This window comes from Nocardia transvalensis NBRC 15921 (genome assembly GCF_000308875.1).
Lineage (GTDB): Bacteria > Actinomycetota > Actinomycetes > Mycobacteriales > Mycobacteriaceae > Nocardia > Nocardia transvalensis.
In genome coordinates this window covers 97,004-122,851 of the sequence record NZ_BAGL01000057.1, presented here as the reverse complement: position 1 = coordinate 122,851, position 25,848 = coordinate 97,004, and the positions used below count along the sequence as shown (strand labels likewise).

Annotated in this window: 25 protein-coding genes and 1 pseudogene; 17 read left to right on the top strand and 9 right to left on the bottom strand. The window is 69.6% G+C overall.

The window, feature by feature from the left end; translation table 11 throughout:
- Positions 1-31: 31 nt before the first annotated feature.
- Positions 32-1,630 (bottom strand): amidase, encoded by a 1,599-nt coding sequence (locus ON41_RS18990; protein ID WP_051161870.1) that lies wholly within the window; start codon positions 1,628-1,630, stop codon positions 32-34.
- A 415-nt stretch (positions 1,631-2,045) separates the two neighbouring features.
- On the opposite strand from ON41_RS18990, the gene ON41_RS18985 reads away from it, so the two are divergent.
- The 4 genes from ON41_RS18985 to ON41_RS18970 all read left to right on the top strand — a co-directional run bounded on the left by ON41_RS18985 (position 2,046) and on the right by ON41_RS18970 (position 8,003).
- Entirely contained in the window at positions 2,046-4,253 is a 2,208-nt protein-coding gene (locus ON41_RS18985) for a SulP family inorganic anion transporter (protein WP_040748994.1), read from the top strand.
- A 288-nt stretch (positions 4,254-4,541) separates the two neighbouring features.
- Entirely contained in the window at positions 4,542-6,758 is a 2,217-nt protein-coding gene (locus tag ON41_RS18980) for a SulP family inorganic anion transporter (RefSeq protein WP_040748993.1), read from the top strand.
- Between the two features lie 98 nt (positions 6,759-6,856).
- Positions 6,857-7,261 carry a TIGR02611 family protein gene (locus tag ON41_RS18975; protein ID WP_040748992.1) on the top strand — a complete coding sequence of 135 codons (405 nt, stop codon included), beginning with the start codon at positions 6,857-6,859 and terminating at the stop codon, positions 7,259-7,261.
- 88 nt (positions 7,262-7,349) lie between these two features.
- Complete coding sequence (locus tag ON41_RS18970) at positions 7,350-8,003, top strand: (2Fe-2S)-binding protein (RefSeq protein ID WP_051161868.1); 654 nt, start codon at positions 7,350-7,352, stop codon at positions 8,001-8,003.
- A gap of 8 nt (positions 8,004-8,011) precedes the next feature.
- Here ON41_RS18970 and ON41_RS18965 read toward each other — a convergent pair whose 3' ends face one another.
- Positions 8,012-8,479, bottom strand: a complete 468-nt coding sequence (locus tag ON41_RS18965; RefSeq protein ID WP_051161866.1) for a hypothetical protein — start codon at positions 8,477-8,479, stop codon at positions 8,012-8,014.
- A gap of 64 nt (positions 8,480-8,543) precedes the next feature.
- Positions 8,544-8,747, bottom strand: a pseudogene (locus tag ON41_RS43810) (acyl-CoA thioesterase domain-containing protein); the annotation flags it as partial.
- Positions 8,748-9,093: 346 nt separating this feature from the next.
- On the opposite strand from ON41_RS43810, the gene thrS reads away from it, so the two are divergent.
- The 7 genes from thrS to ON41_RS18930 all read left to right on the top strand — a co-directional run bounded on the left by thrS (position 9,094) and on the right by ON41_RS18930 (position 16,042).
- Complete coding sequence (gene thrS, locus ON41_RS18960) at positions 9,094-11,169, top strand: threonine--tRNA ligase (RefSeq protein ID WP_040748991.1); 2,076 nt, start codon at positions 9,094-9,096, stop codon at positions 11,167-11,169.
- On the top strand, positions 11,162-11,749 hold the full coding sequence (locus tag ON41_RS18955) for an ATP adenylyltransferase (RefSeq protein WP_040748990.1): 588 nt from the start codon (positions 11,162-11,164) through the stop codon (positions 11,747-11,749). The genes thrS and ON41_RS18955 overlap by 8 nt, the downstream gene beginning before the upstream one ends.
- Position 11,750: 1 nt before the next feature.
- Positions 11,751-12,425, top strand: a complete 675-nt coding sequence (gene pgsA / locus ON41_RS18950; protein WP_040748989.1) for a phosphatidylinositol phosphate synthase — start codon at positions 11,751-11,753, stop codon at positions 12,423-12,425.
- 5 nt (positions 12,426-12,430) lie between these two features.
- On the top strand, positions 12,431-13,423 hold the full coding sequence (locus tag ON41_RS18945; RefSeq protein WP_040749052.1) for a phosphatidylinositol mannoside acyltransferase: 993 nt from the start codon (positions 12,431-12,433) through the stop codon (positions 13,421-13,423).
- Positions 13,420-14,544 (top strand): glycosyltransferase family 4 protein, encoded by a 1,125-nt coding sequence (locus tag ON41_RS18940; RefSeq protein ID WP_040748988.1) that lies wholly within the window; start codon positions 13,420-13,422, stop codon positions 14,542-14,544. The genes ON41_RS18945 and ON41_RS18940 overlap by 4 nt, the downstream gene beginning before the upstream one ends.
- A gap of 10 nt (positions 14,545-14,554) precedes the next feature.
- On the top strand, positions 14,555-15,595 hold the full coding sequence (locus ON41_RS18935; RefSeq protein WP_040749051.1) for an NUDIX hydrolase: 1,041 nt from the start codon (positions 14,555-14,557) through the stop codon (positions 15,593-15,595).
- Between the two features lie 63 nt (positions 15,596-15,658).
- The gene (locus ON41_RS18930) at positions 15,659-16,042 is read left to right on the top strand and encodes a DoxX family protein (RefSeq protein WP_040748987.1); all 384 of its coding nucleotides are present in this window, start codon (positions 15,659-15,661) and stop codon (positions 16,040-16,042) included.
- A gap of 29 nt (positions 16,043-16,071) precedes the next feature.
- On the opposite strand, the gene ON41_RS18925 is transcribed toward ON41_RS18930, so the two are convergent.
- Entirely contained in the window at positions 16,072-16,449 is a 378-nt protein-coding gene (locus tag ON41_RS18925; protein WP_157185532.1) for a hypothetical protein, read from the bottom strand.
- Positions 16,450-16,743: 294 nt separating this feature from the next.
- Between ON41_RS18925 and ON41_RS18920 the strand changes: the two genes are divergently transcribed.
- Positions 16,744-17,175, top strand: coding sequence for a pyridoxamine 5'-phosphate oxidase family protein (locus ON41_RS18920; RefSeq protein WP_051161864.1), 432 nt, complete (start codon positions 16,744-16,746; stop codon positions 17,173-17,175).
- A gap of 55 nt (positions 17,176-17,230) precedes the next feature.
- Positions 17,231-17,881 carry a nitroreductase family protein gene (locus ON41_RS18915; protein WP_040749050.1) on the top strand — a complete coding sequence of 217 codons (651 nt, stop codon included), beginning with the start codon at positions 17,231-17,233 and terminating at the stop codon, positions 17,879-17,881.
- A 188-nt stretch (positions 17,882-18,069) separates the two neighbouring features.
- On the opposite strand, the gene ON41_RS18910 is transcribed toward ON41_RS18915, so the two are convergent.
- The 4 genes from ON41_RS18910 to ON41_RS18895 are packed head-to-tail and all read right to left on the bottom strand — an operon-like array spanning position 18,070 to position 20,873.
- On the bottom strand, positions 18,070-19,290 hold the full coding sequence (locus tag ON41_RS18910; protein WP_040748984.1) for an NAD(P)/FAD-dependent oxidoreductase: 1,221 nt from the start codon (positions 19,288-19,290) through the stop codon (positions 18,070-18,072).
- Entirely contained in the window at positions 19,287-19,472 is a 186-nt protein-coding gene (locus ON41_RS18905; RefSeq protein ID WP_040748983.1) for a rubredoxin, read from the bottom strand. Before ON41_RS18905 ends, ON41_RS18910 begins: the two co-directional genes overlap by 4 nt.
- A gap of 1 nt (position 19,473) precedes the next feature.
- Positions 19,474-19,650, bottom strand: coding sequence for a rubredoxin (locus tag ON41_RS18900; RefSeq protein ID WP_040748982.1), 177 nt, complete (start codon positions 19,648-19,650; stop codon positions 19,474-19,476).
- On the bottom strand, positions 19,650-20,873 hold the full coding sequence (locus ON41_RS18895; RefSeq protein WP_040748981.1) for an alkane 1-monooxygenase: 1,224 nt from the start codon (positions 20,871-20,873) through the stop codon (positions 19,650-19,652). Before ON41_RS18895 ends, ON41_RS18900 begins: the two co-directional genes overlap by 1 nt.
- A gap of 144 nt (positions 20,874-21,017) precedes the next feature.
- On the opposite strand from ON41_RS18895, the gene ON41_RS18890 reads away from it, so the two are divergent.
- From ON41_RS18890 to ON41_RS18880, 3 genes are all read left to right on the top strand, one after another.
- Positions 21,018-21,620, top strand: a complete 603-nt coding sequence (locus ON41_RS18890; RefSeq protein WP_040748980.1) for a TetR/AcrR family transcriptional regulator — start codon at positions 21,018-21,020, stop codon at positions 21,618-21,620.
- Between the two features lie 350 nt (positions 21,621-21,970).
- Positions 21,971-22,873, top strand: coding sequence for a pyridoxal 5'-phosphate synthase lyase subunit PdxS (gene pdxS, locus ON41_RS18885; RefSeq protein ID WP_040748979.1), 903 nt, complete (start codon positions 21,971-21,973; stop codon positions 22,871-22,873).
- A gap of 136 nt (positions 22,874-23,009) precedes the next feature.
- Positions 23,010-23,897 (top strand): IclR family transcriptional regulator, encoded by an 888-nt coding sequence (locus tag ON41_RS18880; protein WP_040748978.1) that lies wholly within the window; start codon positions 23,010-23,012, stop codon positions 23,895-23,897.
- Between the two features lie 807 nt (positions 23,898-24,704).
- On the opposite strand, the gene ON41_RS18875 is transcribed toward ON41_RS18880, so the two are convergent.
- Entirely contained in the window at positions 24,705-24,902 is a 198-nt protein-coding gene (locus ON41_RS18875; RefSeq protein WP_040748977.1) for a hypothetical protein, read from the bottom strand.
- Positions 24,903-24,913: 11 nt separating this feature from the next.
- Between ON41_RS18875 and ON41_RS18870 the strand changes: the two genes are divergently transcribed.
- Positions 24,914-25,843, top strand: a complete 930-nt coding sequence (locus ON41_RS18870; RefSeq protein ID WP_040748976.1) for a hypothetical protein — start codon at positions 24,914-24,916, stop codon at positions 25,841-25,843.
- The last annotated feature ends 5 nt before the right edge of the window (positions 25,844-25,848 follow it).

Genomic DNA, 25,848 nt, shown 5'->3' with positions numbered 1-25,848 from the left:
GATTTCCCCGCGGCGGGAACGGTTTTCGGCCTCACGTCCACGAGGGCGGCGTGCGGTGCCCCGTGGCCTGCTCGTAGGCGTAGGCCATGGCGATCAGCTTGCCGTCGTCGAGCGGCCGCCCGAGCAGTTCGACGCCGACGGGCAGATGGTCGGGCGTGAATCCCGCCGGGATCGTGATGGCGGGCAGCCCGGTGACGGGGCTGCGTCCCTCGGCGAGGGTCTCGCCGGTCCGCTCGGGCGGATACCAGTCGGTCGGCAGGGCCGGTGTCTGCATGGTCGGGTAGAGCAGCGCGTCGAGCCGATTGTCCTCGAGGACATCGGTCATATAGCGGATCAGCGAGGCGCGGGCCGCGGTGGCCGCCACATACATGGGAGAGGCCGTCGTCAGCGGTTCGCAGGCGACGAGCACCGCCTGCACGTCCGGTACGGCCGTCTCGGAGGCGATGATCTCCGCGAGGGTGCGGGCCGGGGGCGTCGTGAGCGAGGCGTCGAGGTAGCTGTCGAGAGCCTCCCGGAACTCGAATTCGGTCAGCTCCGCCGCGAGCGGGGCGAGCCCCGCCAGATCGTTGATGTGGACGATCTCCGCGCCGAGCCCGGCCATATCGCCGAGCGCCCGCTCGATCACGGCATTGGTGGCCGCGCAGTCGGCATCGGCCGGATCGCCGAAGAAGTCGTCCACGACACCGATCCGCTTGCCCGCCAGAGCATTCGGATTCAACAGCGACACGTAGCCGCGCGGCGGACGCCGGGCGGTCACGGTGGTGGGGTCGGCCGGATCGGGTCCGGAGATGACGTCGAGCAGCAGCGCGGCATCGGCCACGGTGCGGGCGATGGGGCCGACGGCGTCCTGGGTCACCGACAGCGGGATGATGCCCGCGCGGCTGACCATCCCGGCCGTCGGCCGGATGCCGACGCAGTTGGTGCGCGCGGCCGGTATCCGGATCGACCCGAGGGTGTCGGTGCCCAGCCCGGCCACGGCGAATCCGGTGGCCACGGCCGCCGCGGTCCCGCCGCTGGACCCGCCCGGGCTGCGCGTGCGGTCGTAGGGGTTGCGGGTCTGCCCGCCCAGCGAGCTGACCGTGGTCGTGCCGATCGCCCACTCGTGCATATTCGCCTTGCCGAGGACGATCGCGCCGGCCTGGCGCAGCAGCCGGGTGACGGTGGCGTCGCGGCCGGGAACGTAGTCGCGGAACAGGGCGCTGCCCGCGGTGGTCGGGAGATCCGCGGTGTCGATGTTGTCCTTGAGCACGATCGGAATGCCGTGCAGCGGACCGCGTTCGGTCGTCCGGGTGCGCATCGCGTCGATTGCGGCGGCGGTGTCGAGGGCATCGGGGTTGACGGTGATGAGCGCGTTGATCCCGGGCCCGGCCTGATCGAAGGCGGCGATCCGGTCCAGGCAGTGGCTCACCAGCTCGCGGGCGGAGAGGGCGCCGGAGTCGAGGGCCGAACGCAGTTCGTGGATCGGCAGCTCCGTGAGCGAGTCGTCGATCGTCCGGGCGCGCGCGAGCCGCCGAGTGGGCGCGGGTGCGGCCAGGCCCAGCCCGGCGGCGCCCGCCAGGCCGAGGAACGTCCGCCGCGACGGCCGGAGCCGGTGGTTCCCGCGGAGCGGGCTCGTCTCGCGGCGTGGCATGGCGTCTCCTGCAGTCGGATTGTCCAGGGGCACCGCTCGGTAGGGCCGCCCGCTCGCGCGTGACGCCGGGTGCGCTGAGCAGGCAGAGCGGGTATCGAATCATATGTGCCGCGGCGTCGAGACCCCGCATCGTCCCCTAGGGGTTGCGCCATGGCCGCGTGCCCGTTCCTGAAGAGAAGCTGTGACGTAGATCACGATTAGGTCGCGGCGGTCAATTTCTTGCTGCAAACGCTTTCCAACTACTTTGCCCATTCTTTACTATCGGGGAGTCCTCCGTGCTTCGGGGGTCTCTGCTCGGAAGTTTCACAGCTCCACAGCGTCTCGGCTTCTCATGGCCTCGCCCGCCGCTTTTCGATGCCAGTGCATGTTTGACCCGATGGACCGGACCGGTGACATGGTTCGGCGAAGGAGAAATATGTCAACCGACACCGATCGTGCCCGACGGACGTCGCTACCCGGACTTTCCGCGGTACTGCGCCACGATCTCCCCGCCTCAGTGGTGGTCTTTCTCGTTGCTTTACCTTTGTCCATCGGCGTAGCCGTGGCCACGGGCGCGCCGGTGGCGTCCGGGCTGCTGGCCGCCGTGGTCGGCGGCCTGGTCGCCGGACTTTTAGGGGGGTCGGCGCTGCAGGTCAGCGGCCCCACCGCCAGCCTCACCGTCGTGGTGGCGCAGAGCATCCAGCAATTCGGCTGGGCTACAACGTGTTTCATAACCGTCGGCGCGGGCTTACTCCAGGTGGTGTTCGGCCTCACCCGCGTGGCGCGCGGGGCGCTGGCGATCGCGCCGGTCGTCGTGCACGGCATGCTCGCCGGTATCGGCGTCGTCATCGCGCTGCAGCAGCTGCACGTGCTGCTGGGCGGCCAGTCGCTGAGTTCGTCGTGGCAGAGCATCACGCAGCTGCCGCATCAGCTGGCGTCGGTCAAGGGCGGGGACGCGCTGGTCGGCGGGCTGGTCATCGCGATCATGCTCGGCTGGCGGTATATGCCCAAATCGCTGCGCGCGGTCCCGGCGCCCCTGGCGGCCGTGGTCGTGGCGACGGCCGTCTCCCTGGTGGTGCCGACGAGTATCGAGCGAATCGTGTTGTCCGGCTCGCTGTTCAGCGATATCTCGCTGCCGCAGGTGCCGCACGGCGACTGGGGCACGATCGCGCTGACCATGGTGACCGTCGCGCTGATCGCCAGCGTGGAGACGCTGCTGTCGGCCGTCGCGGTGGACCGGCTGCGTCCCGGCCGCCGCACCGATATGGACCGCGAGCTGATCGGCCAGGGCGTGGCGAATATGACCTCCGGTGTCGTCGGCGGCCTGCCGATCGCCGCGGTCATCGTCCGCAGCATCACCAACGTCAAGGCGGGCGCGCGGACCAAGGCGTCGACCATGCTCAGTGGCGTGTGGGTGCTGATCTTCGCGGTCGCCCTGGTGGACGTGGTGCGCCAGATCCCGAAGGCGGCCCTGGCCGGGCTGCTCATCGTCATCGGCATCGGGCTGATCAAGCTGGCCCACATCCGGCTGGCCCGCCGCACCGGCGACCTCGTCGTCTACGCGGTGACGGTGCTGGTGGTGGTGTTCGCGAATCTGCTGGTGGGCATGCTGGTGGGCCTCGCGCTGTCGCTCACGCTGCTGCTGTGGCGGGTGGCGCGGGCGGCGATCGCGGTGCAGCCGGTCGGCGCGCGATGGGTGGTGACCGTCGACGGCCCGCTCACCTTCATGGCCGTACCGCGGCTGACCGCCGCGCTGGCCCAGGTGCCGGCGGGCGCCGAGGTGACCGTCGAGCTGGCGGTGGACTTCGTCGACCACGCCGCCTCCGAGGCGCTGCACGAATGGGCGCGCCAGCACGAAAGTGGGGGCGGCGCGGTCGAATTCGTCGAGATGGGCGCGGCTCGTATCGCGGACGCCGCGACCGGCCCGCCGGCCCGCGGCCAGTCCCGCCGCATCCTGAACGAGACGCTCGGCCCGTGGCGGCGCACGGCGCGGACCGCGGATCCGATCGCCGCGGGCGTGGCGGCGTACCACCGCAGCCACGCGCACGTGGTGCGGCCGCACCTGGGCGAGCTGCGCGACGGGCAGAATCCGGATTCGCTGTTCCTCACCTGCGCCGACTCCCGGATCGTGCCGAATGTGATCACCAACAGCGGTCCGGGCGACCTGTTCACCGTCCGCAATATCGGCAACCTGATCCCCGCCGACGGTCTCGACACGTCGGTCGAGGCGGCGCTGGTCTACGCGCTGGACAAACTGGACGTCCGCTCGGTGGTGGTGTGCGGGCACTCCGGCTGCGGCGCGATGGACGCGCTGTTCCACGAGCGGGTGACCGGCTCCGGTCTGGACGCCTGGCTCGCGCACGGCAGGCCCGCGCTCGACGCCTTCCGGTCCGGACATCCGGTGGCGGTGGCCGCCGCGGCGGCGGGGTTCGGCGAGGTGGACCAATTGGGCATGGTGAACGTCGCGGTGCAACTGGAGGCGCTGTCGCAGCATCCGGTCGTCCGCCTGGGAATCGAGGACCGCGGCGTGGTGCTGGCCGGGTTGTTCTTCGATATCGCCACCGCCCGCGTCATCGAGATCCACGCCGAGGGCATCGGCGAGATCGGTGACGCCGCAAGGCAAGTCACGGCACTGCCGGTGTGAGGGGGGACCCCGGTCGCGGGCGACGGCCGGGGTCGGTGGGTCGGGCAACGCCCCGGGGTGAGCGCCCGGGGCGTTGTTGCGGTCGCGGACTGTGAGGGCGATCACCTCGGGGTGCGCGAATTCCCAAGGCTGGCTAGCCTTTCCTCAGGCTTTGCTTAGTCTTTACTATTAATGTCACACCATCTCCCGGGTGACTGCCAGACAACGACGTCGGGCAGCTGCTTTCGATGCCTGGAGAACATGTTCGACCGACCGGACCGGCCCCACCCGGCCTGGTGAAGGAGAAATATGTCCACCGACACCGACACGACCCCCAGATCGGCCGCCTCACCGGAGAGACCCTGGTCCGATCGGTTCACGTCGATCACCCGCCATGATCTACCCGCTTCGATCGTGGTATTCCTCGTCGCCCTGCCTCTGTCGCTGGGCATCGCCATCGCCTCCGACGCCCCCATCGCCGCCGGCCTGATCGCCGCGGCCGTCGGCGGCATCGTCGTCGGCTTCCTCGGTGGATCCCCCCTGCAGGTCAGCGGCCCCGCCGCGGGCCTGACCGTGGTGGTCGCCGAAACCATCAGTCAATTCGGCTGGAAGACAACCTGTTTCATCACCGTCGCGGCGGGCCTGCTGCAGATCGTGTTCGGCCTGAGCCGGATCGCGCGCGCGGCGCTGGCCATCGCGCCGGTGGTGGTGCACGCCATGCTCGCGGGCATCGGTGTCACCATCGCGTTGCAGCAGGTGCACGTGCTGCTCGGTGGCGCATCGCACAGTTCGGCCTTCGAGAACATCGTCGAACTACCGAGCCAGCTGCTGAACCTGCACGGCGACGATTTCGTCATCGGCCTGATCGTCATCGGCATCATCATCGCCTGGCGCTGGGTGCCGGACCGGATCCGGCTGATCCCCGGCCCGCTGGTGGCGGTGCTGGTGGGCACCGTGCTGTCGCTGGTGCTGCCCGGTGATCCGGAGCGCATCGAGATCGACGGTTCGCTGTTCGACGCCATCGGCCTGCCGGGTATGCCCAGCGGCAACTGGGGCGCCCTGGCGCTCGCGATCCTGACCATCGCGCTGATCGCCAGTGTCGAGAGCCTGCTCTCGGCGGTCGCGGTGGACAAGCTGCACTCCGGTAAGCGCACCAACTTCGACCGCGAGCTGATGGCGCAGGGCGCGGCCAATATGACCTCGGGCATGCTCGGCGGCCTGCCGGTCACCGGCGTCATCGTGCGCAGCTCCACCAACGTGGCGGCCGGTGCGCGCTCGCAGGCCTCGGCGATCCTGCACGGCGTCTGGATCCTGGTGTTCTCGATCGCCCTGGTCGGCGTCGTGCAGCAGGTGCCGAAGTCGGCGCTGGCCGGTCTGCTGATCGTGGTCGGCATCCAGCTGGTGAAGCTGGCGCACATCCGGATGGCGCGGCGCACCGGCGACCTGGCGGTCTACGCGGTGACCATGGCGTGCGTGGTGTTCCTCAACCTGCTCGAGGGCGTGCTGATCGGCCTGGCCCTGGCCTTCGTGCTGTTGCTGTGGCGCGTGGTCAAGGTGTCGGTGCAGGCCGCCCCGGTGGCGGGCACCGAGCGCTGGATCGTCAGCATCGACGGCACCTGCACCTTCCTCGCGCTGCCGAAGCTGACCAAGGAACTGGCGAAGGTGCCGACGGGCAGTGACGTGCTGGTCGAGCTGACGGTCGACTTCCTCGACCACGCCGCCTACGAGTCGATTCACGACTGGGCCCGCCAGCACGAGAACACCGGCGGCACAGTCGAATTCGTGGAGATCGGCACGGCCCGCATGGAGCACGCGGTGGCCGGCCCGCCCAAACGCGGCCGGTCGCGCGGCCTGCTCGACGAGGTGCTGGGTCCGTGGGGTGAGCGCAGCGAGAATCCGGTCGCCACCGGTGTCGCCGCCTACCACCGCAGTCACGCGCACGTCGTGCGTCCGCATCTGGACGAGCTACGCGACAAGCAGGATCCGCATTCGCTGTTCCTCACCTGCGCCGATTCGCGCATCGTGCCGAACGTGATCACCAACAGCGGTCCGGGCGACCTGTTCACCGTCCGCAATGTCGGCAATATCCATCCGGCGGACGGATCGGACGCCTCGGCGGAGGCCGCGCTGGCCTTCGCGGTGGACAACCTGAAGGTGCGCAATGTGGTCGTCTGCGGCCACTCGTCGTGCGGTGCGATGAAGGCGGTCCTGGCGGGCGGCTCGGCGGGCCCCGGCCTGGACGAATGGCTGGCCCACGCCCAGCCCAGCCTGCACTCCTTCCGCGCCGGTCACCCGGTGCGCGCGGCCGCCGCCGCGGCGGGCTACGACGAGACCGCCCAGCTGAGCATGGTGAACGTCGCCTTCCAGCTGGAGACCCTCCAGTCCCACCCGGTGGTCCGCCGCGCGGTCGAGGAGCGCGGCCTGACGGTGTCGGGCCTGTTCTTCGACATCGCCACCGCCCGGGTCCTGGAGGTCACCGCCGAGGGCATCCGCGAGGTCGCCGAGCCGTCCGAGATCACGGTCTGATCGGTACGTCACGACGCACCCCGCCCCGTACCTCTCCGGTACGGGGCGGGGTGCGCTGCGTGCACGGGGAGCGACTTCATGATCCGTAGGCTGAGGCGGTGGTGTCGGTGACGGATCGGTGGCAGGAGTGGCGGGCGTCGGTCGCGGAGCGGCCGACGCTGAATCTCGTGTATCGCGGCGCGGTGGGTGTGCTGGGAGCCGGGGTGCTCGCCGTGGGAGTGCTGGCGATTCCGTATCCGGGGCCGGGGTGGCTGATCGTCTTCGCCGGGATGGGGATCCTGGCGACGGAATTCGTGTGGGCGCATCGCCTGCTGCGGTGGACGCGGGCGCGATACCGGCGGGTCATGGACTGGTACGGGAATCAGGGCATCGTGGTGAAGACGCTGGGCGCGCTGCTCACCGCCGCGGTGGTGGTGGCGACGCTGTGGCTGCTGGGGACGTTCGGGCTGGTCGGCGGCTGGTTCGGCCTGGACTGGTCCTGGTTGCGCGGACCACTGTCCTGAGTGGGCGTGGCGGCCGGTCACCGGGCGCGCCGGGTCCTAGGGTGGTGTGACAGATAATCGTGCGGTCGATCGGCCGGATCGGAGTCGGATGGACATGGTTGCGGAGCCGGTGCCCGCGCGGGGAACGGTCGTGCCGGGCACGATGCTGACCCGCCCGCAATGGCTCTCCGAGCGCATCGCGGATATGGGAATCTCCTGGGGCACAGGCGATTCGCGGGTATCGGGCACCCTGTGGTGGTGTATGGCCGCGTCGTCTCTGGTGGACCCGATCGCCGCGGCCTATGCCGAGGGCAGGGCCGTGCGTTTCGCCGAGCTCGAGGGCCTGCGGTGCGAGGTCCGGCCCGACGGCGGGATCGAACGGGTACTGCCCGTCGAGGGTGACGACACCGCTACCACGGACGATGTCGGTCCGCTGCTGCGAAAGACGCTGGAGCGCATCATTCCCGCTGTGGCCGAGGTGTCCGGTGCGAGTGTCGCCTCGCTGTGGGCGATCGTCGCCGACGCGATCGGCAATCGCGCCCTCGACGCCGGAGACGGCGAGGCCGGGACCCGGCTGGGCCGCGAGATCGCCGGTCGTCTGCCGGTGCCTCGTTTCGTCGAGATCACCCCTCGCACCTTCGTGCGCCGCATCTCCTGCTGCCTGGTCTTCGAGGTTCCGGGCTGCGACATGTGCACCAGCTGCCCGAAACGGCCCTCGGCGGAGCGGCAGGAGCTGCTCGCCGCGCTCGCCGCCCAGCGCTGACCCGCAGCTCAGCCGCCGATATTCTGGCGCGTGCGGAAGTACTCGCCGATATCCAGCGCGCGATGGGCGTTGGCGAGCCCGGAGACCGAGGCGGTGCCGATCACGCCCGTCCGATCGAAGACCACCGCGGCTCCCACGGAGATGCCGTCCTGTTCGACGCGGCCGGTCGACGACAGCCCGATCTCCGGCCCCTCGGGCAGCCGGGCGAGGTGCAGCGTCGCGTCCGCGTTGATGAACTCCAGCCCGCCGTCACCGAAATTGGAGACGAGGTTCATCACGTCGGCCACCCCGGCGGCCAGCTGGAACGGCGTCGGCCGCTCACCCTCGACCGTGGGAATCGCGAAATGCCAGATCTGATTCCGCTCGCCGTTCTGGACGTCGACCACGTCCCGGCCCCAGCCCACGCCCTCGGTGAGATACAGCCGCTCCTCGTTCTCGGAGACCGGGAAGTCCGCGGGCGGCGGTTCCGGCGCCACGCCACCGGACCAGACCGTGCCGGGCGGCGTCTCGCTCGGGTTCAGGCAGCCCGGCGGCCCGGGCCAGGGGTTCGCCCTGCTGGAGCAACACGCAGTCGATCAGGCACAGCCGCCGGCCCGCCCGCACGACGGTGGTCTCCGTCGTACACGGTTCCATGGCGACCGGCCGGAACAGATCCAGGCTCCACGGGACCGGGCGCAAGTCCTCGCGATCCATCGACCGGATGCGCTGCTCGGCCGCGCGGGCCAGTGCGGCGCTGACCGCCATCCCGCGCATATGGCTTGCGCCCCAGCCGCTTCCGGCGACGGGGCCGGGAACGAGTTCGGGTTCGGTGCGGGCGGAACCGGGCGTCAGCCGGAAGAAGGCCGGGCGGGTCATACGGTTCACCTTCCTTCAAGATCGCCAGTAGAATATTGGATTACTGTTCGCCCGCGTGCTGCCGCCCCGTCCCGCTCCCGCGGGGCCGGTCGGCCCGGTTCGCGCGACAGGCCCCGGTCCATCGGCACATCCTCGACGGCTCCCGATAGCATGGTCGCGCCGGGGCACTTTCGCGTGTCCCGCACCCGAAGCCGCGCGGGCGCCCGCCCGCACGAACACCGAGGAGAGCGCAGCCGTGACCACTTCAGCCCGCAGCAACCCGACCGCCCTCGTACGGGTGCCGGCCGGGACGACGGCGGGCGCCGCGGTGCGTGAGGCGGGCCTGCCGACCAAGGGCCCCGACACCGTGGTGGTCGTGCGCGACGCGGAGGGCGCCCTCAAGGACCTGTCCTGGACCCCCGACTCCGATGTCGAGGTCGAGCCCGTCGCCGCCGACACCGAGGACGGCCGCAGCGTGATCCGGCACTCCGCCGCGCACGTGCTGGCCCAGGCCGTGCAGCAGGAGTTCCCGGAGGCCCGGCTGGGCATCGGCCCGCCGGTCAAGGACGGCTTCTACTACGACTTCCAGGTCGACCGCCCCTTCACCCCCGAGGATCTGGCCAAGCTGGAATCGCGGATGAAGAAGATCGTCAAAGGCGCCCAGCGGTTCTCGCGCCGGGTCGTCGAGGTCGAGGACGCCCGCGTCGAACTGGCCAAGGAGCCGTTCAAGCTGGAGCTGATCTCCGACAAGTCGGGCATCGACGATCCGGAGGTCATGGAGGTCGGCGGCAGTGACATTGCACCGAATGAGCTGACCATCTACGACAATCTGGATCCCCGTACCGGCGAGAAGGTCTGGGGCGACCTGTGCCGGGGCCCGCACATCCCGACCACCAAATTCATCCCCGCCTTCAAGCTGACCCGCAGCTCGGCCGCCTACTGGCGCGGCGACCAGAACCGTGAGGACCTGCAGCGCATCTACGGCACCGCCTGGGAGTCGCAGGAGGCCCTCGACGCCTACCTGCACCTGCTGGAGGAGGCGGAGAAGCGCGACCATCGCAAGCTGGGCCTGGAACTGGACCTGTTCTCGTTCCCGGACGAGCTGGGGTCGGGGCTGCCGGTGTTCCATCCCAAGGGCGGGATCATCCGCAAGGAGTTGGAGGAGTACTCGCGTCAGCGCCACGTCGACGCCGGGTACGAGTTCGTCAACACCCCGCACATCACCAAGGGCCACCTGTTCGAGGTGTCCGGCCACCTGGACTGGTACCGCGACGGCATGTTCCCGCCCATGCACCTGGACGCGGAGCACAACGAGGACGGCACCGTCCGCAAGCCCGGCCAGGACTACTACGTCAAGCCGATGAACTGCCCGATGCACAACCTGATCTTCCGGGCCCGCGGCCGGTCGTATCGCGAGTTGCCGCTGCGGCTGTTCGAATTCGGCTCGGTCTACCGCTACGAGAAGTCGGGCGTGATCCACGGACTGACCCGAGTTCGCGGGATGACTCAGGACGACGCGCACATCTACTGCACCAAGGAGCAGATGCACGCGGAGCTGACCGACACCCTGACCTTTGTGCTGTCGCTGCTCAAGGACTACGGCCTCGACGACTTCTACCTGGAGCTGTCGACCAAGGATCCCGAGAAGTTCGTCGGCTCGGACGAGATCTGGGAGGAGGCCACCGACACCCTGGAGAAGGTGGCCGGGGCCTCGGGGCTGCAGTTGGTTCCCGATCCGGGCGGTGCCGCCTTCTATGGGCCGAAGATCTCGGTGCAGGCCAAGGACGCGCTGGGCCGGACCTGGCAGATGTCGACCATCCAGCTCGATTTCAACCTGCCCGAGCGGTTCGGTCTCGAGTACACCGCCTCCGACGGCACCAAGCAGCGTCCGGTGATGATCCACCGTGCGCTGTTCGGCTCGATCGAGCGGTTCTTCGGTGTGCTCACCGAGCATTACGCGGGCGCCTTCCCGGCCTGGCTGTCGCCGGTGCAGGTGGTCGGCATCCCGGTCGCGGAAGCCTTTGTGCCGCACCTGGACCGGGTGATCGACCTGCTGCGCGACTCCGGCCTCCGCGCCGAGGTCGACCGCAGCGACGACCGCATGCAGAAGAAGATCTTCAACCAGACCGCGCAGAAGGTGCCGTTCATGCTGCTGGCCGGCGAGCGGGACGTGAACGCCGGCGCCGTGAGCTTCCGGTTCCGGGACGGCACCCAGGTCAACGGCGTGCCGGTGGCGGACGCGGTCGCGACGATCGTGGACTGGATCCGGCGGCGCGAGAACGCCTCGCCGACGGCCGAGGGCTTCGAGATCCGGACCGCTGGGAATGAGTGATCGAACCGTGGACGAGGCTGTATCGCTCGTGGACACCGGCGCGGGCGATCCCGACCGGCTGCAACGGCTGTGGACGCCCTACCGGATGTCCTACATCACCGGTGCGGTGACCGATCGGGACGCGAAGAAGTCCGGCGCGGAGCCCGAGAAGTCCGCGCATCCGTTCATCGAGATCCCGAAGATGTCCGACGAGGACGGCCTGGTCATCGCGCGCGGCGAATGGGTGTACGCGGTGCTCAACCTGTACCCCTACAACCCGGGCCACATGATGGTGGTGCCGTACCGGCGGGTGGCCAACCTCGAGGACCTCACCGCCGAGGAGAGCGCCGAGCTGATGGCGTTCACGCAGCGGGCGATCCGGGTGATGAAGCAGGTCTCGCGGCCGGAGGGCTTCAACGTCGGCCTGAATCTCGGTGGGGTGGCGGGCGGTTCGCTCGCCGACCACCTGCATCAGCACATCGTCCCGCGCTGGGGCGGGGACGCGAACTTCATCACCGTCGTGGGCGGGGTGAAGGTGATGCCGCAACTGTTACGGGATACCCGAGCTCTGCTGGCTACAGCCTGGAAGGACGTCGAGTAGCGTGCTCAGCTTCTTCGGTCGTGAGACATTCGCCAAAGCGACTGCGCCCCTGGGCAAGGCGCTGGTGAGTACCGGGCTCACGCCCGATGCGGTCACGCTGATCGGTACCACGGCCTCCATCGTGGCGTCGGTGACGCTGTTCCCGACCGGTCACCTGTTCTGGGGAACGATGGTGATCTGGTTCTTCGTCATGTTCGACATGCTCGACGGCGCGATGGCGCGGGCGCGCGGCGGCGGCACGAAATACGGTGCGGTACTGGACGCCACCTGCGACCGGATCGCCGACGGCGCGGTCTTCGGCGCGCTGGCCTGGTGGTCGGTCTACCACGAGCAGAGCAAGCATCTGTTCGTCGCGACCCTCGTGGTGCTGGTGACCTCGCAGGTCATCTCGTACGCCAAGGCCCGCGCCGAGGCCAGCGGCCTGTCCGCGGACGGCGGCCTCATCGAGCGGCCCGACCGCCTGGTGATCGTCCTCGTCGGCGCGGGCTTCACCGGAATCGGCGGCTACTGGAATATCGAATGGCTGTCCTACGCCGTCTATCTCGCGATGTACGTGCTGGCTGTGCTGAGTGTGGTGACGGTCTTCCAGCGGGTGCTCGCCGTGCGCAATTCTGCGGGGGCTCGTGACATCCTCGCCATGCCGGGGCGGCCGCAGCCGCAGGGAGAGAGCCAGTGACCGGCATGCCGGCCGACTTGAAATCCACGCTCACCGACAAGGCGTACGCGGCCGGATGGCGGCTCGTCCGGGGCCTGCCCGAAGGCGCCGCGCGTCGGATGTTCGACGCCGGCGGCAACTGGGCCGGGCGGCGGGCCAACCGGGCCGCGCACCGGACGGGAGAGCCGAACCAGCTGCGCCGCAATCTCTCCCGCGTTCTGGGCGTGGACCCGATGGACGTGCCGGACGAGCTGATCCGCGAGAGCATGCGGTCCTACGCCCGTTACTGGCGCGAGGCGTTCCGGCTGCCGACGATGGACCCCGTCGCGATGGCGAACTCACCGTTGATACCTCTGCCGATCGGCATCGAACACCTGGACGCCGCGCTGGCGCGAGGCCGCGGGGTCGTCTTGGTCCTGCCGCACTCCGGTAACTGGGATATGGCTGGGCTGTGGCTGGTGCAGCACTACGGCGCCTTCTCCACGGTCGCCGAACGGCTGCAACCGGAATCGCTGTTCGACCGGTTCGTCGCCTATCGCGAGAGTCTGGGGTTCGAGGTGTTCCCGCTCACCGGTGGCGAGCAGCCGCCGTTCCCGCAGCTCGCGAACCGGTTGCGGCAGAACGGGATCGTGTGCCTGATGGGGGAGCGCGACCTCACCGGTAAGGGCGTGCCGGTCACGTTCTTCGGCGAGCGCACCTGGATGCCCGCCGGTGCGGCGAAGCTCGCCGCCGAGACCGGCGCCGCGTTGCTGCCGGTGCACGCCTGGTTCACCACGGACGCGGCCGGGCACGAGGGCTGGGGGATGAAAGTCCACGCGGGCCTGGACGTTTCGGCCGGAGTCGCGGCGGCAACCCAGGCATTGGCGGACCGGTTCGCGGACGGCATCGCCGAGCATCCCACCGACTGGCACATGCTGCAACCGCTGTGGGAGTCCGATCTGTCCGACGCTCGGCGGGCCCGGATCGCCGCCGCGCAGGCAGCGCTGACGGAGACCGCGACAGCAGGAGACGATGCATGAGGATCGGCATGGTCTGCCCGTACTCGTTCGACGTGCCGGGCGGCGTGCAGTCCCACGTCGTCGAGCTGGCGGAGGTGCTGATCGAGCGCGGGCACCGGGTGAGCGTGCTGGCGCCCGCCGCGGAGGGAACCCCGCTGCCGGACTACGTCGTGTCCGCCGGGAAGGCCGTCGCCATCCCGTACAACGGCTCGGTGGCGCGGCTGTCGTTCGGCCCCACCGCCTACAACCGGCTCCGGCGCTGGATCGCCGAGAACGACTTCGACGTGCTGCACATCCACGAGCCGAACGCGCCCAGCCTGTCCATGCTGGCGTTGAAGGTCGCCGAGGGCCCGATCGTGGCGACCTTCCACACCTCGACCACGAAATCCTTGGTGCTCAGCACCTTTCAGGGCGTCCTGCGGCCCTATCACGAGAAGATCAGCGGCCGGATCGCCGTCTCCGAGCTGGCCCGCCGCTGGCAGGTCGAGGCGCTGGGCAGCGACGCGGTGGAGATCCCGAACGGCGTCGACGTCCCCGGGTTCGCGCGCGCGCCGCGTCTGGAGGGCTATCCGCGCCCGGGCGGGACGGTGCTGTTCCTGGGCCGCTACGACGAACCGCGCAAGGGTATGGCGGTACTGCTCGGCGCGTTGCCGGAACTGGTCCGCCGGCATCCCGACGTCGAGATCCTGATCGTCGGCCGCGGCGACGAGGCGCGCCTGCGCCGCGAGGCGGGCGATCTCGCCGGGCACCTGCGCTTCCTCGGCCAGGTGTCGGATGCGGAGAAGGCCTCGGCGATGCGCAGCGCGGACGTGTACTGCGCCCCCAATCTCGGCGGCGAGAGTTTCGGCATCGTGCTGGTGGAGGCGATGGCGGCCGGAACCCCCGTGGTGGCCGGCGAATTGGACGCCTTCCGCCGGGTGTTGCGCGACGGCGCGGCGGGAGTGCTCGTCCCCGTGGGCGATTCGGCGCGACTGGCGGTGGCGATCAACGAGCTGCTCGGTGACCCGGACCGCCGCGAGGCTCTCGTCCGGGCCGCGAATCAGGTGGTCGGCGAATACGATTGGCCCGTGGTGGCCGAGCAGATCCTGCGCGTGTACGAGACGGTGACCGTCGGCGACACCCGGGTGAGGACCGTGGGATGAGCGCCGCATGATCACCTTCTCCGCGACCACGATCCTCGTCCTCGCGCTGATCGCGGCCCTGATCGTCGCCGCGGGCGGCTGGGCCTACGCCACGGCGAACCGGCTGGACCGGCTGCACGTGCGCGGCGACCAGGCCCGGCACGCGCTGGAGGCGGCCCTGGCCCGGCGCGCCGTGGTGGCGCGCTCGGTCTCGCTGGCGCTGACCAATGCCGCCCCCGATGTGGCCGGGGAGCAGGCCCGCCGCCTGCACGGCCTCGCGGACCGGGCCGAACGAGCCGACTGGTCCGATCGCGAGACCGCCGAGAACCAGCTCGCCGCGGCGCTGTCCTCGATCGATATCTCCCTGCTGCCACCGCAACTCGTGGCCGAACTGGCCGATGCCGAGGCGCGGGTGCTGATCGCCCGCCGCTTCCACAACGACGCGGTGCGCGACACCCTGGCCCTGCGCACCCGCCGCCCGGTGCGGCTGCTGCACCTGGGCGGTACCGCGCCGCTGCCCACCTACTTCGAGATCTCCGAGCGCGTGACGCCCGCCGCCTCGACGGGTCTGGAGGTGGATACCGTCCGGACCTCGGCGCGCGTGGTGCTGCTCGACGACCGGGACCGGGTGCTGCTCATGCGCGGCCACGACCCCAGGACTCCCGACGTCCCGTTCTGGTTCACCGTCGGCGGCGGCATCGAACCCGGCGAAACCCTGCGCACCGCGGCGGTGCGCGAAGTGTGGGAGGAGACCGGGCGCGCGGTGGATTCCACGGCGCTGCGCGGCCCGATCTGGCGCCGGGTGGCGGTGTTCCCGTTCGACGGCGAACTGGTCCGCTCGGAGGAGCTGTTCTTCGTCGCCCGCATCGCGGCCTTCGAGCCGAAGGCCGCCAACCCGACCGTCTGGGAACGCCGCTGCGTCACCGCCAACAAGTGGTGCACGGCCGAGGACATCGCCGAACTGGACGGGCTGGGCGAGACTGTCTACCCCTATCACCTCGACCAGCTCCTCGCGGAGGCGGCGGCCGTCGCCGCCAGCGATACCGAGCCCGAGGTCCGCTCGATCCGCTGAACCGGCCCGGGTGATCCGGCTCACGACGCGTCACGGCGAGCGTGGGTGCGGCGTCTTGATGTCATGAATCTCGTACTGTGGATCGCCACCGGGCTGCTGGCCGCCGTCGCGCTGATCGGCGGTGTCAACAAGGCGTTCATTCCGAAGCAGAAGCTGGCCGCGGCCCCCGGCGGTGAGTGGACCGCTCGCGCGAGCGCCGGTTTCGTCAAATCCCTGGGGGCCGTGGAACTCCTGGCCGCGGCGGGCCTGATCCTGCCCGCCGTGCTCGATATCGCCCCGGTCCTGGTCCCGATCACCGCCGTCTGCTGGATCGCGCTCATGGTCGGCGCCATGATCACGCACGGCCGCCTCGGCGAGTACGCGTTCGTCGCGCTGAACGCGGTCTACCTGGCCCTCGCCGCGTACATCGCCGTCGGGCGCTTCGTTCTCGAGCCCTTCATGTCCTGAGGGACGCGGGGTCTCCGGCGATCACGGTCTCAGCGGTGCCCGTAGGGGCGGCGCCTGCGGCGACGGTGGTCGCCGTTGCTCGTGGCCGTCGTGCGGTTCTTGCTCATGGCGAGCATGGCCAGGCCCGCGTCGCGGATGAGCATGTCCAGATCGTCCAGGAGCGATCCGACGGTCTCGCCGGCCGCGCGGATGTCCGCGTTCGTCGCGTCCGGGCTGTCGAAAACCGCTCGGAGCGTGTGTAATTGCAGTCCGACGTCGAAGAGATGACGGACCAGGCGGTCGCTGGAATCGGCGAACGCGGCCGTATCGCCCGAGGGCCCCGGTAGGGGGTCAGAGAAGTGGTGAGACGGCAGCATCGCATCGACGCTCGAGCCGGTCGGCCGGACGGGCAGCAGAACATCGTCCATGTCCATCTCCTGAGTCGGGATCGAGCCGATTCCCCAGCCACTGGGTGAGTTCCGGGGCGCCGATGTGCAGAAGGATGTTCGACATAGCTTACGTTCCTGTTCGTCGACCGGTAGAGTCGTTGGTCCCTAACGACGGCATGTGGCGGCATACCCTCAGGTGAGACCATCAATCGCACCGCTGAGTACCCGTACTTCCCACCGAGACCCGGATTCTTCTCGCCACCGCCCGCCGGACGTGGAATTATCAGTGACACAACAGAGGTGGAAGATCGCCGGGGTCGTACCGTGGAGGAAATGGTCGGGTCGCGAGAACTGTCGGTGACGCAGTCGCTGGAGCTGCTGGGCAGCGTGCGGTTCGGCCGTGTCGTGTTCTCGCGCTATGCGTTGCCGACCATCCGGCCGGTCAATCACGCGGTGGTCGACGAGACCATCGTCATCTACGCCAACCCGGGCACCACCCTGAGCGCCGACCGCCAGGTCGTCGCCTACGAGGCCGACACCATCGACCACGCGACGCTGCGCGGCTGGTGCGTCATCGTCACCGGCGCCGCCGAGGAACTCACCGACCCGGACGATATCGCGCAGTGCCGGGAGCTGCTGCCCGCCGCCCTGCCCGGCCCGCGCGACCGGATGATCCGCATCTACCCCGATATCGTCACCGGCGTCGAATACCTCGTGTCCAGCGCGGTCGACGATTCCGACACCGTGCGGCAGCCGCCGGGCTGACCGATGTACGGTCGGGCGGAATCATCCGACACGGCGACGGGAGCGGAATATGCCGATCGAACTGGACCTCTCCACGGACGAACTGCTGTCGACGACGCGAGCCGTCCGGAAGCGGCTCGATCTGGAGCGTGAGGTTCCGCTCGGCGTCGTCCGCGAGTGCCTCGAACTGGCGGTGCAGGCGCCGACCGGCTCGAACCGGCAGGGGTGGCACTGGGTCGTGGTCACCGATCCCGAGAAACGGCGGGCGCTGGGGGAGTTGTACCGGCGGGGTTTCGAGGCGTACCGGTCCACGCCGGACTATCTCGGCAATCAGACCACGGGCGACGCCGAGACCGACGCGCTGCGCAAGCGCGTCTCGAGTTCGGCCGAATACCTCGCCGAGCGGATGGGTGACGTCCCCGTCCTGCTGGTCCCGTGCCTCGAGGGCCGCGCCGACAACGTGCCCGGCGTCCGCAGCGCCTCGCACTGGGGGTCGCTGTTCCCCGCGGTCTGGAGCTTCTGCCTCGCGGCCCGCTCGCGCGGCCTCGGAACCACCTGGACCACACTGCATCTCATGTACGAGCGCGAGGCCGCCGACCTCCTCGGCATCCCCTACGACAAGTACTCCCAGGGCGCCCTCCTCCCCGTCGCCTACACCAAGGGCACCGACTTCAAGCCCGGCCCCCGCCAGGCCCTGGACCCCATCGTCCACGTCGACAGCTGGTAGTTCCCGGCCAAAAGCATGCCGGGAAAGAGCGTTACGGCGTGCCGGGAAGGAGCATTACGGCGTGCCGGGAAGGAGCATTACGGCATGCCGGGAAAGAGCATTACGGCGTGCCGGGAAGGAGCGTCACCGCGTGGCTATCGGCCGCCTCTCTATTTTCCGGCACGCTTTTGGCCGGAAACTCCCCGCGCCTACTGCGTTGCCGGGGTGAAATTCTGGGCAGTCAGCTCTAGCGCCGCGTCCGCGCAGGCCGGGTCGAGCACTGCGCCTTGGGCTATCAGGGCGCGGGCGGCGCGGATGTCGGCGGGGCGGCCTACGGCGACCGCGCCTACCAGGCGGCCCTCGCTGCGGGCCAAAGCGGTGAATTGTGGTGTGCCGGAGGCGCGGCGGAGGAGGATGTCGTCGGCGGGGCTGAGGCGGCCGGCGAACTGGATGGTGTGGCCGTACTGGGTGGTCCAGCCCCACGGGACTTCCGGCGGCGGGGGTGTGGCGCCGAGGATCGACTTGGCGGCGGCGGCACCCTGGGATTGCGCGCCGTTCCAGTGTTCGCCGCGTTCGCGGATGCCGAGGCGGGGGTCGTAGCGGCTGGCGACGTCGCCGGCGGCGTAGATGCTCTCGGCCGAGGTGCGGTAGCGCTCGTCGACCAGGATGCCGTCGCCGGTCTCCAGCCCGGCCGCCGCGGCGAGTTCGATATCGGGGACGGAGCCGATGGCCACCAGCGCCACGGCCGCGGTGAACCGGCGGCCGTCCTCGGTCTCGGCTACCACACCGCCGCTGCCTCCCGCGAGACTCCGCAGCAGCGTGTCGTCGTGGACCGTAACGCCGTTGTCCGCGTGCAGGTTTCGGACGTGCGCGCCGACCACGGGCGGCGCGATCCGGTCCAGGGGGTGCGGCCCGGCGTGCACGACGGTCACCTCCGCGCCCAGGCCCCGGGCGGTCGCCGCGACCTCGCACCCGATCAGCCCGCCCCCGACGACCAGTAGCGAGCCGCCCTCCGTGAGCGCGGTCCGCAACCCCTCGGCGTCGGCCCGGCCGCGCAGGGTGTGGATCCCGCGCTGCGGTCCGGGCAGTTGCCGGGCGCGGGCGCCGGTCGCGAGCAGCAGGCTGTCGTAGCCGAGGACGGTCCCGTCGTGCAGCCGCACCCGTCCGCGCGCCGCATCGATCTCCTCGACGGTGGCGCCGACACGGACGTCGATCTCGTTGTCGCGCCAGCTTTCCGCCGATTCCAGCAGCGCCCGGCGCTCGACGGCCGTCCCCGCCAGGAACTCCTTGGACACCATCGGCCGCCGGTAGGGCAGCCGGTCCTCGCCGCCGACGAGCACGATGCGGCCGGTGTAGCCGTCGGCGCGCAGGGTGCGGGCGGCGGTGGCGCCGGCGATCCCGGCGCCCACGATGACGATCTGCCCGCTCACGCCCGGCTGACCTCGACCATCTCGAAATCCGCCTTGGCCGCACCGCAATCCGGGCACGACCAGTCCTCCGGGATGTCGTCCCACCGGGTGCCGGGTTCGATGCCGTCCTCCGGCCAGCCCAGCGCCTCGTCGTATTCGAAGCCGCACTGCACACAGCGGAACAGCCTGTAGTCCGTGGTCATCTCAAAGACCTTTCGTCGCAACGGTTTCGAAGTCGAGCTTCTCGCGCACCCCGCAGTCGGGACAGCACCAGTCGTCCGGCACCGCCGACCACGGGGTCCCCGCCGGGAAGCCCTCGCGCGGCGCGCCCGCGGCCTCGTCGTAGACGTAGTCGCAGACCGGGCAGCGATAGCGGGCCATCACCGCGCCCCGTACTTGGCCAGCACCCGATCCCGCTTGCCGGGCTGGATGTTCACGCGGGTGATGTCGCCGCCGTAGTGGGCGAGCACGCGGTGATCCATCACCCGCCGCCACACCGGCGGCAGATAGGCCAGGGTGATCATGCTGGCGTAGCCGCTGGGGAGATTCGGCGCGCCCGCCATACTGCGCAGCGTCTGGTAGCGCCGCGTCGGGTTGGCGTGGTGATCGCTGTGGCGTTGCAGGTGGTAGAGGAAGATGTTGGTGACGATGTGGTCGGAGTTCCAGCTGTGCTCCGGCGTGCAGCGCTCGTACCGGCCCGAGGCCGTGCGCTGCCGCAGCAGCCCGTAGTGCTCGAGATAGTTCACCGTCTCCAGCAGCGAGAATCCGTACACGGCCTGAATCACCAGGAACGGCAGCACCTGCCAGCCGAAGACCGCCGCCAGCGCGCCCCACAGCACCACCGACATCAGCCAGGCGTTCAGCACGTCGTTGTGAATCGACCACGGCCGCTTACCCATTCGCCCGAGCCGGGCCTGCTCCAGCCGCCAGGCCGACCGCAGACTGCCCCAGACGCTGCGCGGCAGGAAGGCCCAGAACGATTCCGCGAAACGGGCGCTGGCCGGATCCTCCGGAGTCGCGACCCGGACGTGGTGGCCGCGGTTGTGCTCGATGTAGAAGTGGCCGTAGAACGTCTGCGCCAGCGTGACTTTCGACAGCCACCGCTCCAGTTCGTCCTTCTTGTGGCCGAGTTCGTGCGCGGCGTTGATGCCGATGCCGCCCATCGCGCCGATGCTGACGGCGAGGCCGATCTTCGACACCAGCCCCAGACCACCCTCGACGCCGAGCCACGACAGATCGCCCGCGGTCCAGAAGTAGCAGGCCAGCACGAGGCTCACGAGCTGGAACGGGATGTAGGCGTAGACGCAGTAGCGGTAGTACGGGTCGTTCTCGAGCTGCTCCATCACCTCGTCCGGCGGATTCTGCCCGTCGGGGCCGAAGAAGCGGTCCAGGATCGGCAGCACCACGTAGACCAGCAGCGGCCCGATCCACCACCACACGGGGGATACGGCCTGCCAGCCGAGCAGATTGAACGCCCATACGAGGCCGACCGCCAGCACGATCGCCGTGGGCGGCACCAGGCCGAACAGCCACATGCGGCGCTTGCGGTCGTGCCACTGCGGCGGCGCGGCCTGCGCCGGATCACCGGTTCGGGATGTCGTCATCATCGATCTCCTTGCCGAACATGCGCGAGCTGGGCGGTCCGATCACGCCCGTTTACACTTTCGCTCGAAGTGTTCTCATTGAATACAACACACTATGAGTTGTCAATGATGGAACGTTTCTGGTGATCATGTACGATCGGGGGCGTGGCTGACGCGCCGAACTTCCAGACCGAGATGCGCCAAATCCTGCGCGAGCGGGTCATCGACACCGCCCGGCGGCTCGTGTGCACCGAGGGCTGGGGTGCGGTGAACATGTCGCGCGTGGCCAAGGAGGTGGGCGTCAGCCGCCCCGTCCTCTACAAGGAGATCGGCACCAAGCAGGAACTCGCCGAGGTCGTCATCCGCAACGAACTGGACGGATTCCTCGTGGGCATCGCCGGCAGCCTCGCGGCGCACCCCGGCGACGTCGTCGCGGGCACCACCGCCGCGGTCGAGTACGCGCTACGCGCCGCCGCGGACAACGCACTGCTGAAGGCGGTCCTCGCGGGCCGCTCGGCGACCGACACCACGCTGCTGCCCGTGCTGATGACCGAACCCGAACCGCTGCTCGGCCGGGCGATCGGCGCGGTCACGGTCGCGGCCCGCGCGCAGTACGGCCTCGCCGAACTCTCCGACGACGAGCTGGGCTCGCGGCTGGAAACCGTTGTGTGCCTTGCCCTGAGTCATATATTCCAGCCGATCGGCCCGATCGAGCGCGCCGTCGCCCAGGTCGGCGTCGTCGTGAGCGGATTGTTCGACGGGCTGTGAGGGACATCATGTTCGGTTATGGTCGAAGGCGGTTTGCCGCGGGCACGCAGCGGCGAACCGGTATGTGGAGGTGAAGTACCGAATGCCGATGTCCTATCTGCTCTACGACTTCCTGCTGCCCTACCTGGGCCACGAGGGTGCGACCTACTGGGCCCAATTGCTGGTGATCGATCCGATCTGAGGCGCCGCGCGTAGCGGCGAGGTAGCGGAACTCCCGGTCACGGCGGGTTCGGGCCGGTTCAGCAGTCCAGTGCTCTCCGACTGGCTATGAAGTGGCCTGATCGACCCGCCTAGAATCGTGTCGTTCGATTCCGAATGGTGCGATTTTCCCCGATGATCAGGAGTTTGCCGTGACTACGCCCGAAACCACCTCGACGACCGGCACCGCTCGCGTCAAGCGCGGCATGGCCGAGATGCTCAAGGGCGGTGTGATCATGGACGTCGTCACCGCGGACCAGGCGAAGATCGCCGAGGACGCGGGCGCGGTGGCGGTCATGGCGCTGGAGCGGGTGCCCGCGGACATCCGCGCCCAGGGCGGCGTCGCGCGCATGAGCGATCCGGATCTGATCGACGGCATCGTGAACGCCGTCTCGATTCCGGTGATGGCCAAGGCGCGCATCGGCCACTTCGTGGAGGCGCAGGTGCTGCAGAGCCTCGGCGTCGACTACATCGACGAGTCCGAGGTGCTGACCCCCGCCGACTACGAGCACCACATCGACAAGTGGCAGTTCACCGTGCCGTTCGTCTGTGGCGCCACCAACCTGGGCGAGGCCCTGCGCCGGCTCACCGAGGGCGCGGCCATGATTCGCTCGAAGGGTGAGGCCGGCACCGGTGACGTGTCCAACGCGACCACCCACATGCGCAAGATCCGCCAGGAGATCCGCCGCCTGCAGTCGCTGCCCGAGGACGAGCTGTACGTGGCCGCCAAGGAACTGCAGTCGCCGTACGAACTCGTGCGCGAGGTCGCCGCGACCGGCAAGCTCCCGGTCGTGCTGTTCACCGCCGGCGGTATCGCCACCCCGGCCGACGCCGCGATGATGATGCAGCTCGGCGCCGAGGGCGTCTTCGTCGGCTCCGGCATCTTCAAGTCCGGCAACCCCGCCCAGCGCGCCGCCGCCATCGTCAAGGCCACCACCTTCTACGACGACCCCGACGTGCTTGCCAAGGTGTCGCGCGGCCTGGGCGAGGCCATGGTCGGCATCAACGTCGAGGAGATCCCCGAGCCCCACCGCCTCGCCGAGCGCGGCTGGTAGTCCCGGCCAGAAACGCGCCGGGAAATGACGGCGCGCGCGGCATATGATTCCGGCGTGCTTGTGGCCGGAATCCCGTTACCGAACCGAGTATTCGGTTACTCGGGCGTCAGGTCGACAACAGGCCGACACTGTAATCATGGTTGACGACCACACGGTGATCGGCCGCGCGGTGGCGATTCTGGACGCGGTCACGGAGGCGCCCGGTCCGCTGGTGTTGGCGGAGCTGACGCGGCGGACCGGGATCCCGAAACCGACCGTGCGCCGGATCGCGAACGATCTCGTGGAACGGGACATGCTGGCGCGCACGCCGGACGGGTACCTCGCCGGAAGGCGGCTGCTCCACCAGGGCCTGCAGTCGGTCTATCAGAACACGCACGTGCTGACGGTGCAGCCGTATCTGCAAGACCTGCACCGGCATTCGCGCGGCGAGATGGCCTGGTTCGCCATCATGAACAGGGGTGAGCTGACGGTCGCCGGGGCCGCCTTCGGCCGCGCGCACGCGCCCGCCGTCCGGGCGGCGCGCTGGCCCGGCTCCGCTCTGCTCGGACCGAGCATCGTGCTGCTCGCCTCCGGCCGATTGCAGCTCGCGCATCAGCCGGAACGGGCCGACGCGGTGCTGGCGGGCGGCTGGCCCCCGCTGACCCGCTACTCGGTGACCGACCGCCGGCGGATGCGGGACCTGCTGGTCAAGGCCCGCGACACCGGATTCGCGCGCGAGGACGAGCAGTCGACGCTGGGCTGGAGCTGCCTCGGCGCGGTCCTGCGGGACGGGTCCGGCGCGATGATCGGGGCGATCGGCCTCACCGGCCGGTGCGGCCCGATCGATACCCGCGGCCTGGAGTCCGCGTTGCGTAGGTCGGCACAGGGCCTGGAGCGGGAATTGCGTTCGGTGCCCGACCACGCCGACGACCGGCCGTGGGATACGCCGACCTTCCACCGCCGCGCGGAGATCGGATATTCCTGGCCGGCGGTGCGTACGCCCGTGCCGGACGAGCCCACCGAGTTCGTCCAACCCGGCGCGTGACTGCCAGGTTGCTATCGGTTCGGCCACCGTGTCACTGAGCGACACGATGGGGGTGCGTTTCCCACTCGCGGGCGCGATTGTCTAGTCGACAACACAGTCGCGCACACGGGGTGGAGACGTCATGCGCACAATCGAATTGCATTGGCGCACGGGGCATATACGGCTCGTGCTATTCGCAGCGGCTACGGTCTGCCTGGTCGTGAGCGCCGGATGCCGGGACAGTGGGTCGCCGGGCGGCAATCCCGCGCTCGACGGCCCGCAGGCCTGGCCGACCTCGAGCGCACAAGTGGGCGGGCCCGGGTCCGGGGAGCCAGGGCCGGGAGGTAGTGACCCCGGGCGGGGGAGCAGTGACCCGGGGCGAGGGAATGGCGGCCCGGGTCTTGGGAGTGGTGGTGGCGCTCCTGGGAATCCCGGTGGTGTGGGGAATGTCGGTAGGGCGCCGGGGAATCCGGGCGGTAGTTCGCCGGATGTCGAGGCTCGTGGCATTCCGATCGATCTGGGTACCTACGACTTCAATCCGGGGACCACGCTGGCAGCTTATGTGCAGGACCATATCGTGAAGGCGGCCGTCTCGGGCTGCCGGTCGCACGGACTGCCGGACAACTGTGTGCGAGTGGAATTGAGCGAGCACGACGACAGTCCGCTTCCGCCCTGTCCGGAAAAACCGCCGACAGGTTCCGGCGATTTTCCGAACAACGGAGAGCTGCTCGCGAATTACGGGGAGAGCGGCATCGATCGACGCCTGCCGTCGAATACGACGGACGCACGTGCCTTCGCCCGAGCAGGTAGTCGACCGCCCGATATCGTCTATGTGTACTGGACTCGCTGCGCGGCGGCAGGGACCTCGGGCGAGACGACAACGACCACCACACTTCCACCGACGACCACGGCTGTGCCCCTCACGACCACCACCACGACTCGGGCTCCACAACCGTCCACGGTCTCGACGACCGTGCCCGAAGTCGCGCCGCCGTCGGCGACGACCACGCGGTCCACGACGACCACGGAGAGCGCCGGTGGCTGAGAACGACCCCGGCGCCGACGACAGCCCCGAGACCAAGCCCACGCCGTTCGCCGGGCTGGCCGTCGTCGCGCCCATCATCGGCCAATTCGTTGCTCCCGCAACGTTGTTGGCGGGGCTGCTGTTCTACTGGGGATTCTTTCACGCGCGTGGTTTCTGCCGGTATTTCGGCGTGGAATCCTCCGTGCTGGGGCTGAGCACGACCGACTACGTCATGCGCAGTGCCGACGGGTTGTTCGTGCCGCTGGCGGTGTGCGGCGCGGCGACGCTCTCGCTGCTGTGGTTGTGGGCCGTGCTGCCCGGCCGGATTCGCCGTGCCACATGGCCGCGGTGGGTGCTCGCGGTGCTGACCGCCGCCGGATTCCTGCTGATGCTCAACGGGCTGTCCCGGCCGGGGTTCGAGACACCGCTGAATCGCCCGCTGGGGATCGCGCCGCTCTGCCTCGTCGTCGGCGTCCTGCTGCTGTGGGCGGTGGTGCTGGCCCGCCGCAAGCAGAACGACGACGAGACGGAATCTGCCGCCGCCCGCACCAGCACGCCCCTCGAATGGGGGCTGATCCTGCTGCTGGTCGGCGGCGCGTTCTTCTGGGGCGCGACCGACTACTCCATGGCCGTGGGACGCGGGCGGGCGGACGACATCGCGCGCCGGACCCTGCGCACCGATCCCGGAATCACCGTCTACAGCGAGAAGAACCTCGCCCTCGGCGTCCGGGGCGTCACCACCGTCCGCTGCACCGACCCCGACTCCGCCTACCGCTACCGCTACGACGGCCTGGTACTCATCATGACCACCGCCGACAACCTGGTCCTGCTCCCACGCACCTGGACACCCCGCGACGGCGCGGCAATAGTGCTGCCCCGCAACGGCCCCGGCGCCACACGCTTCGAATACGCCTGGCAGCGAGGGGCCGCGCCTCCTTGCTAGATTCT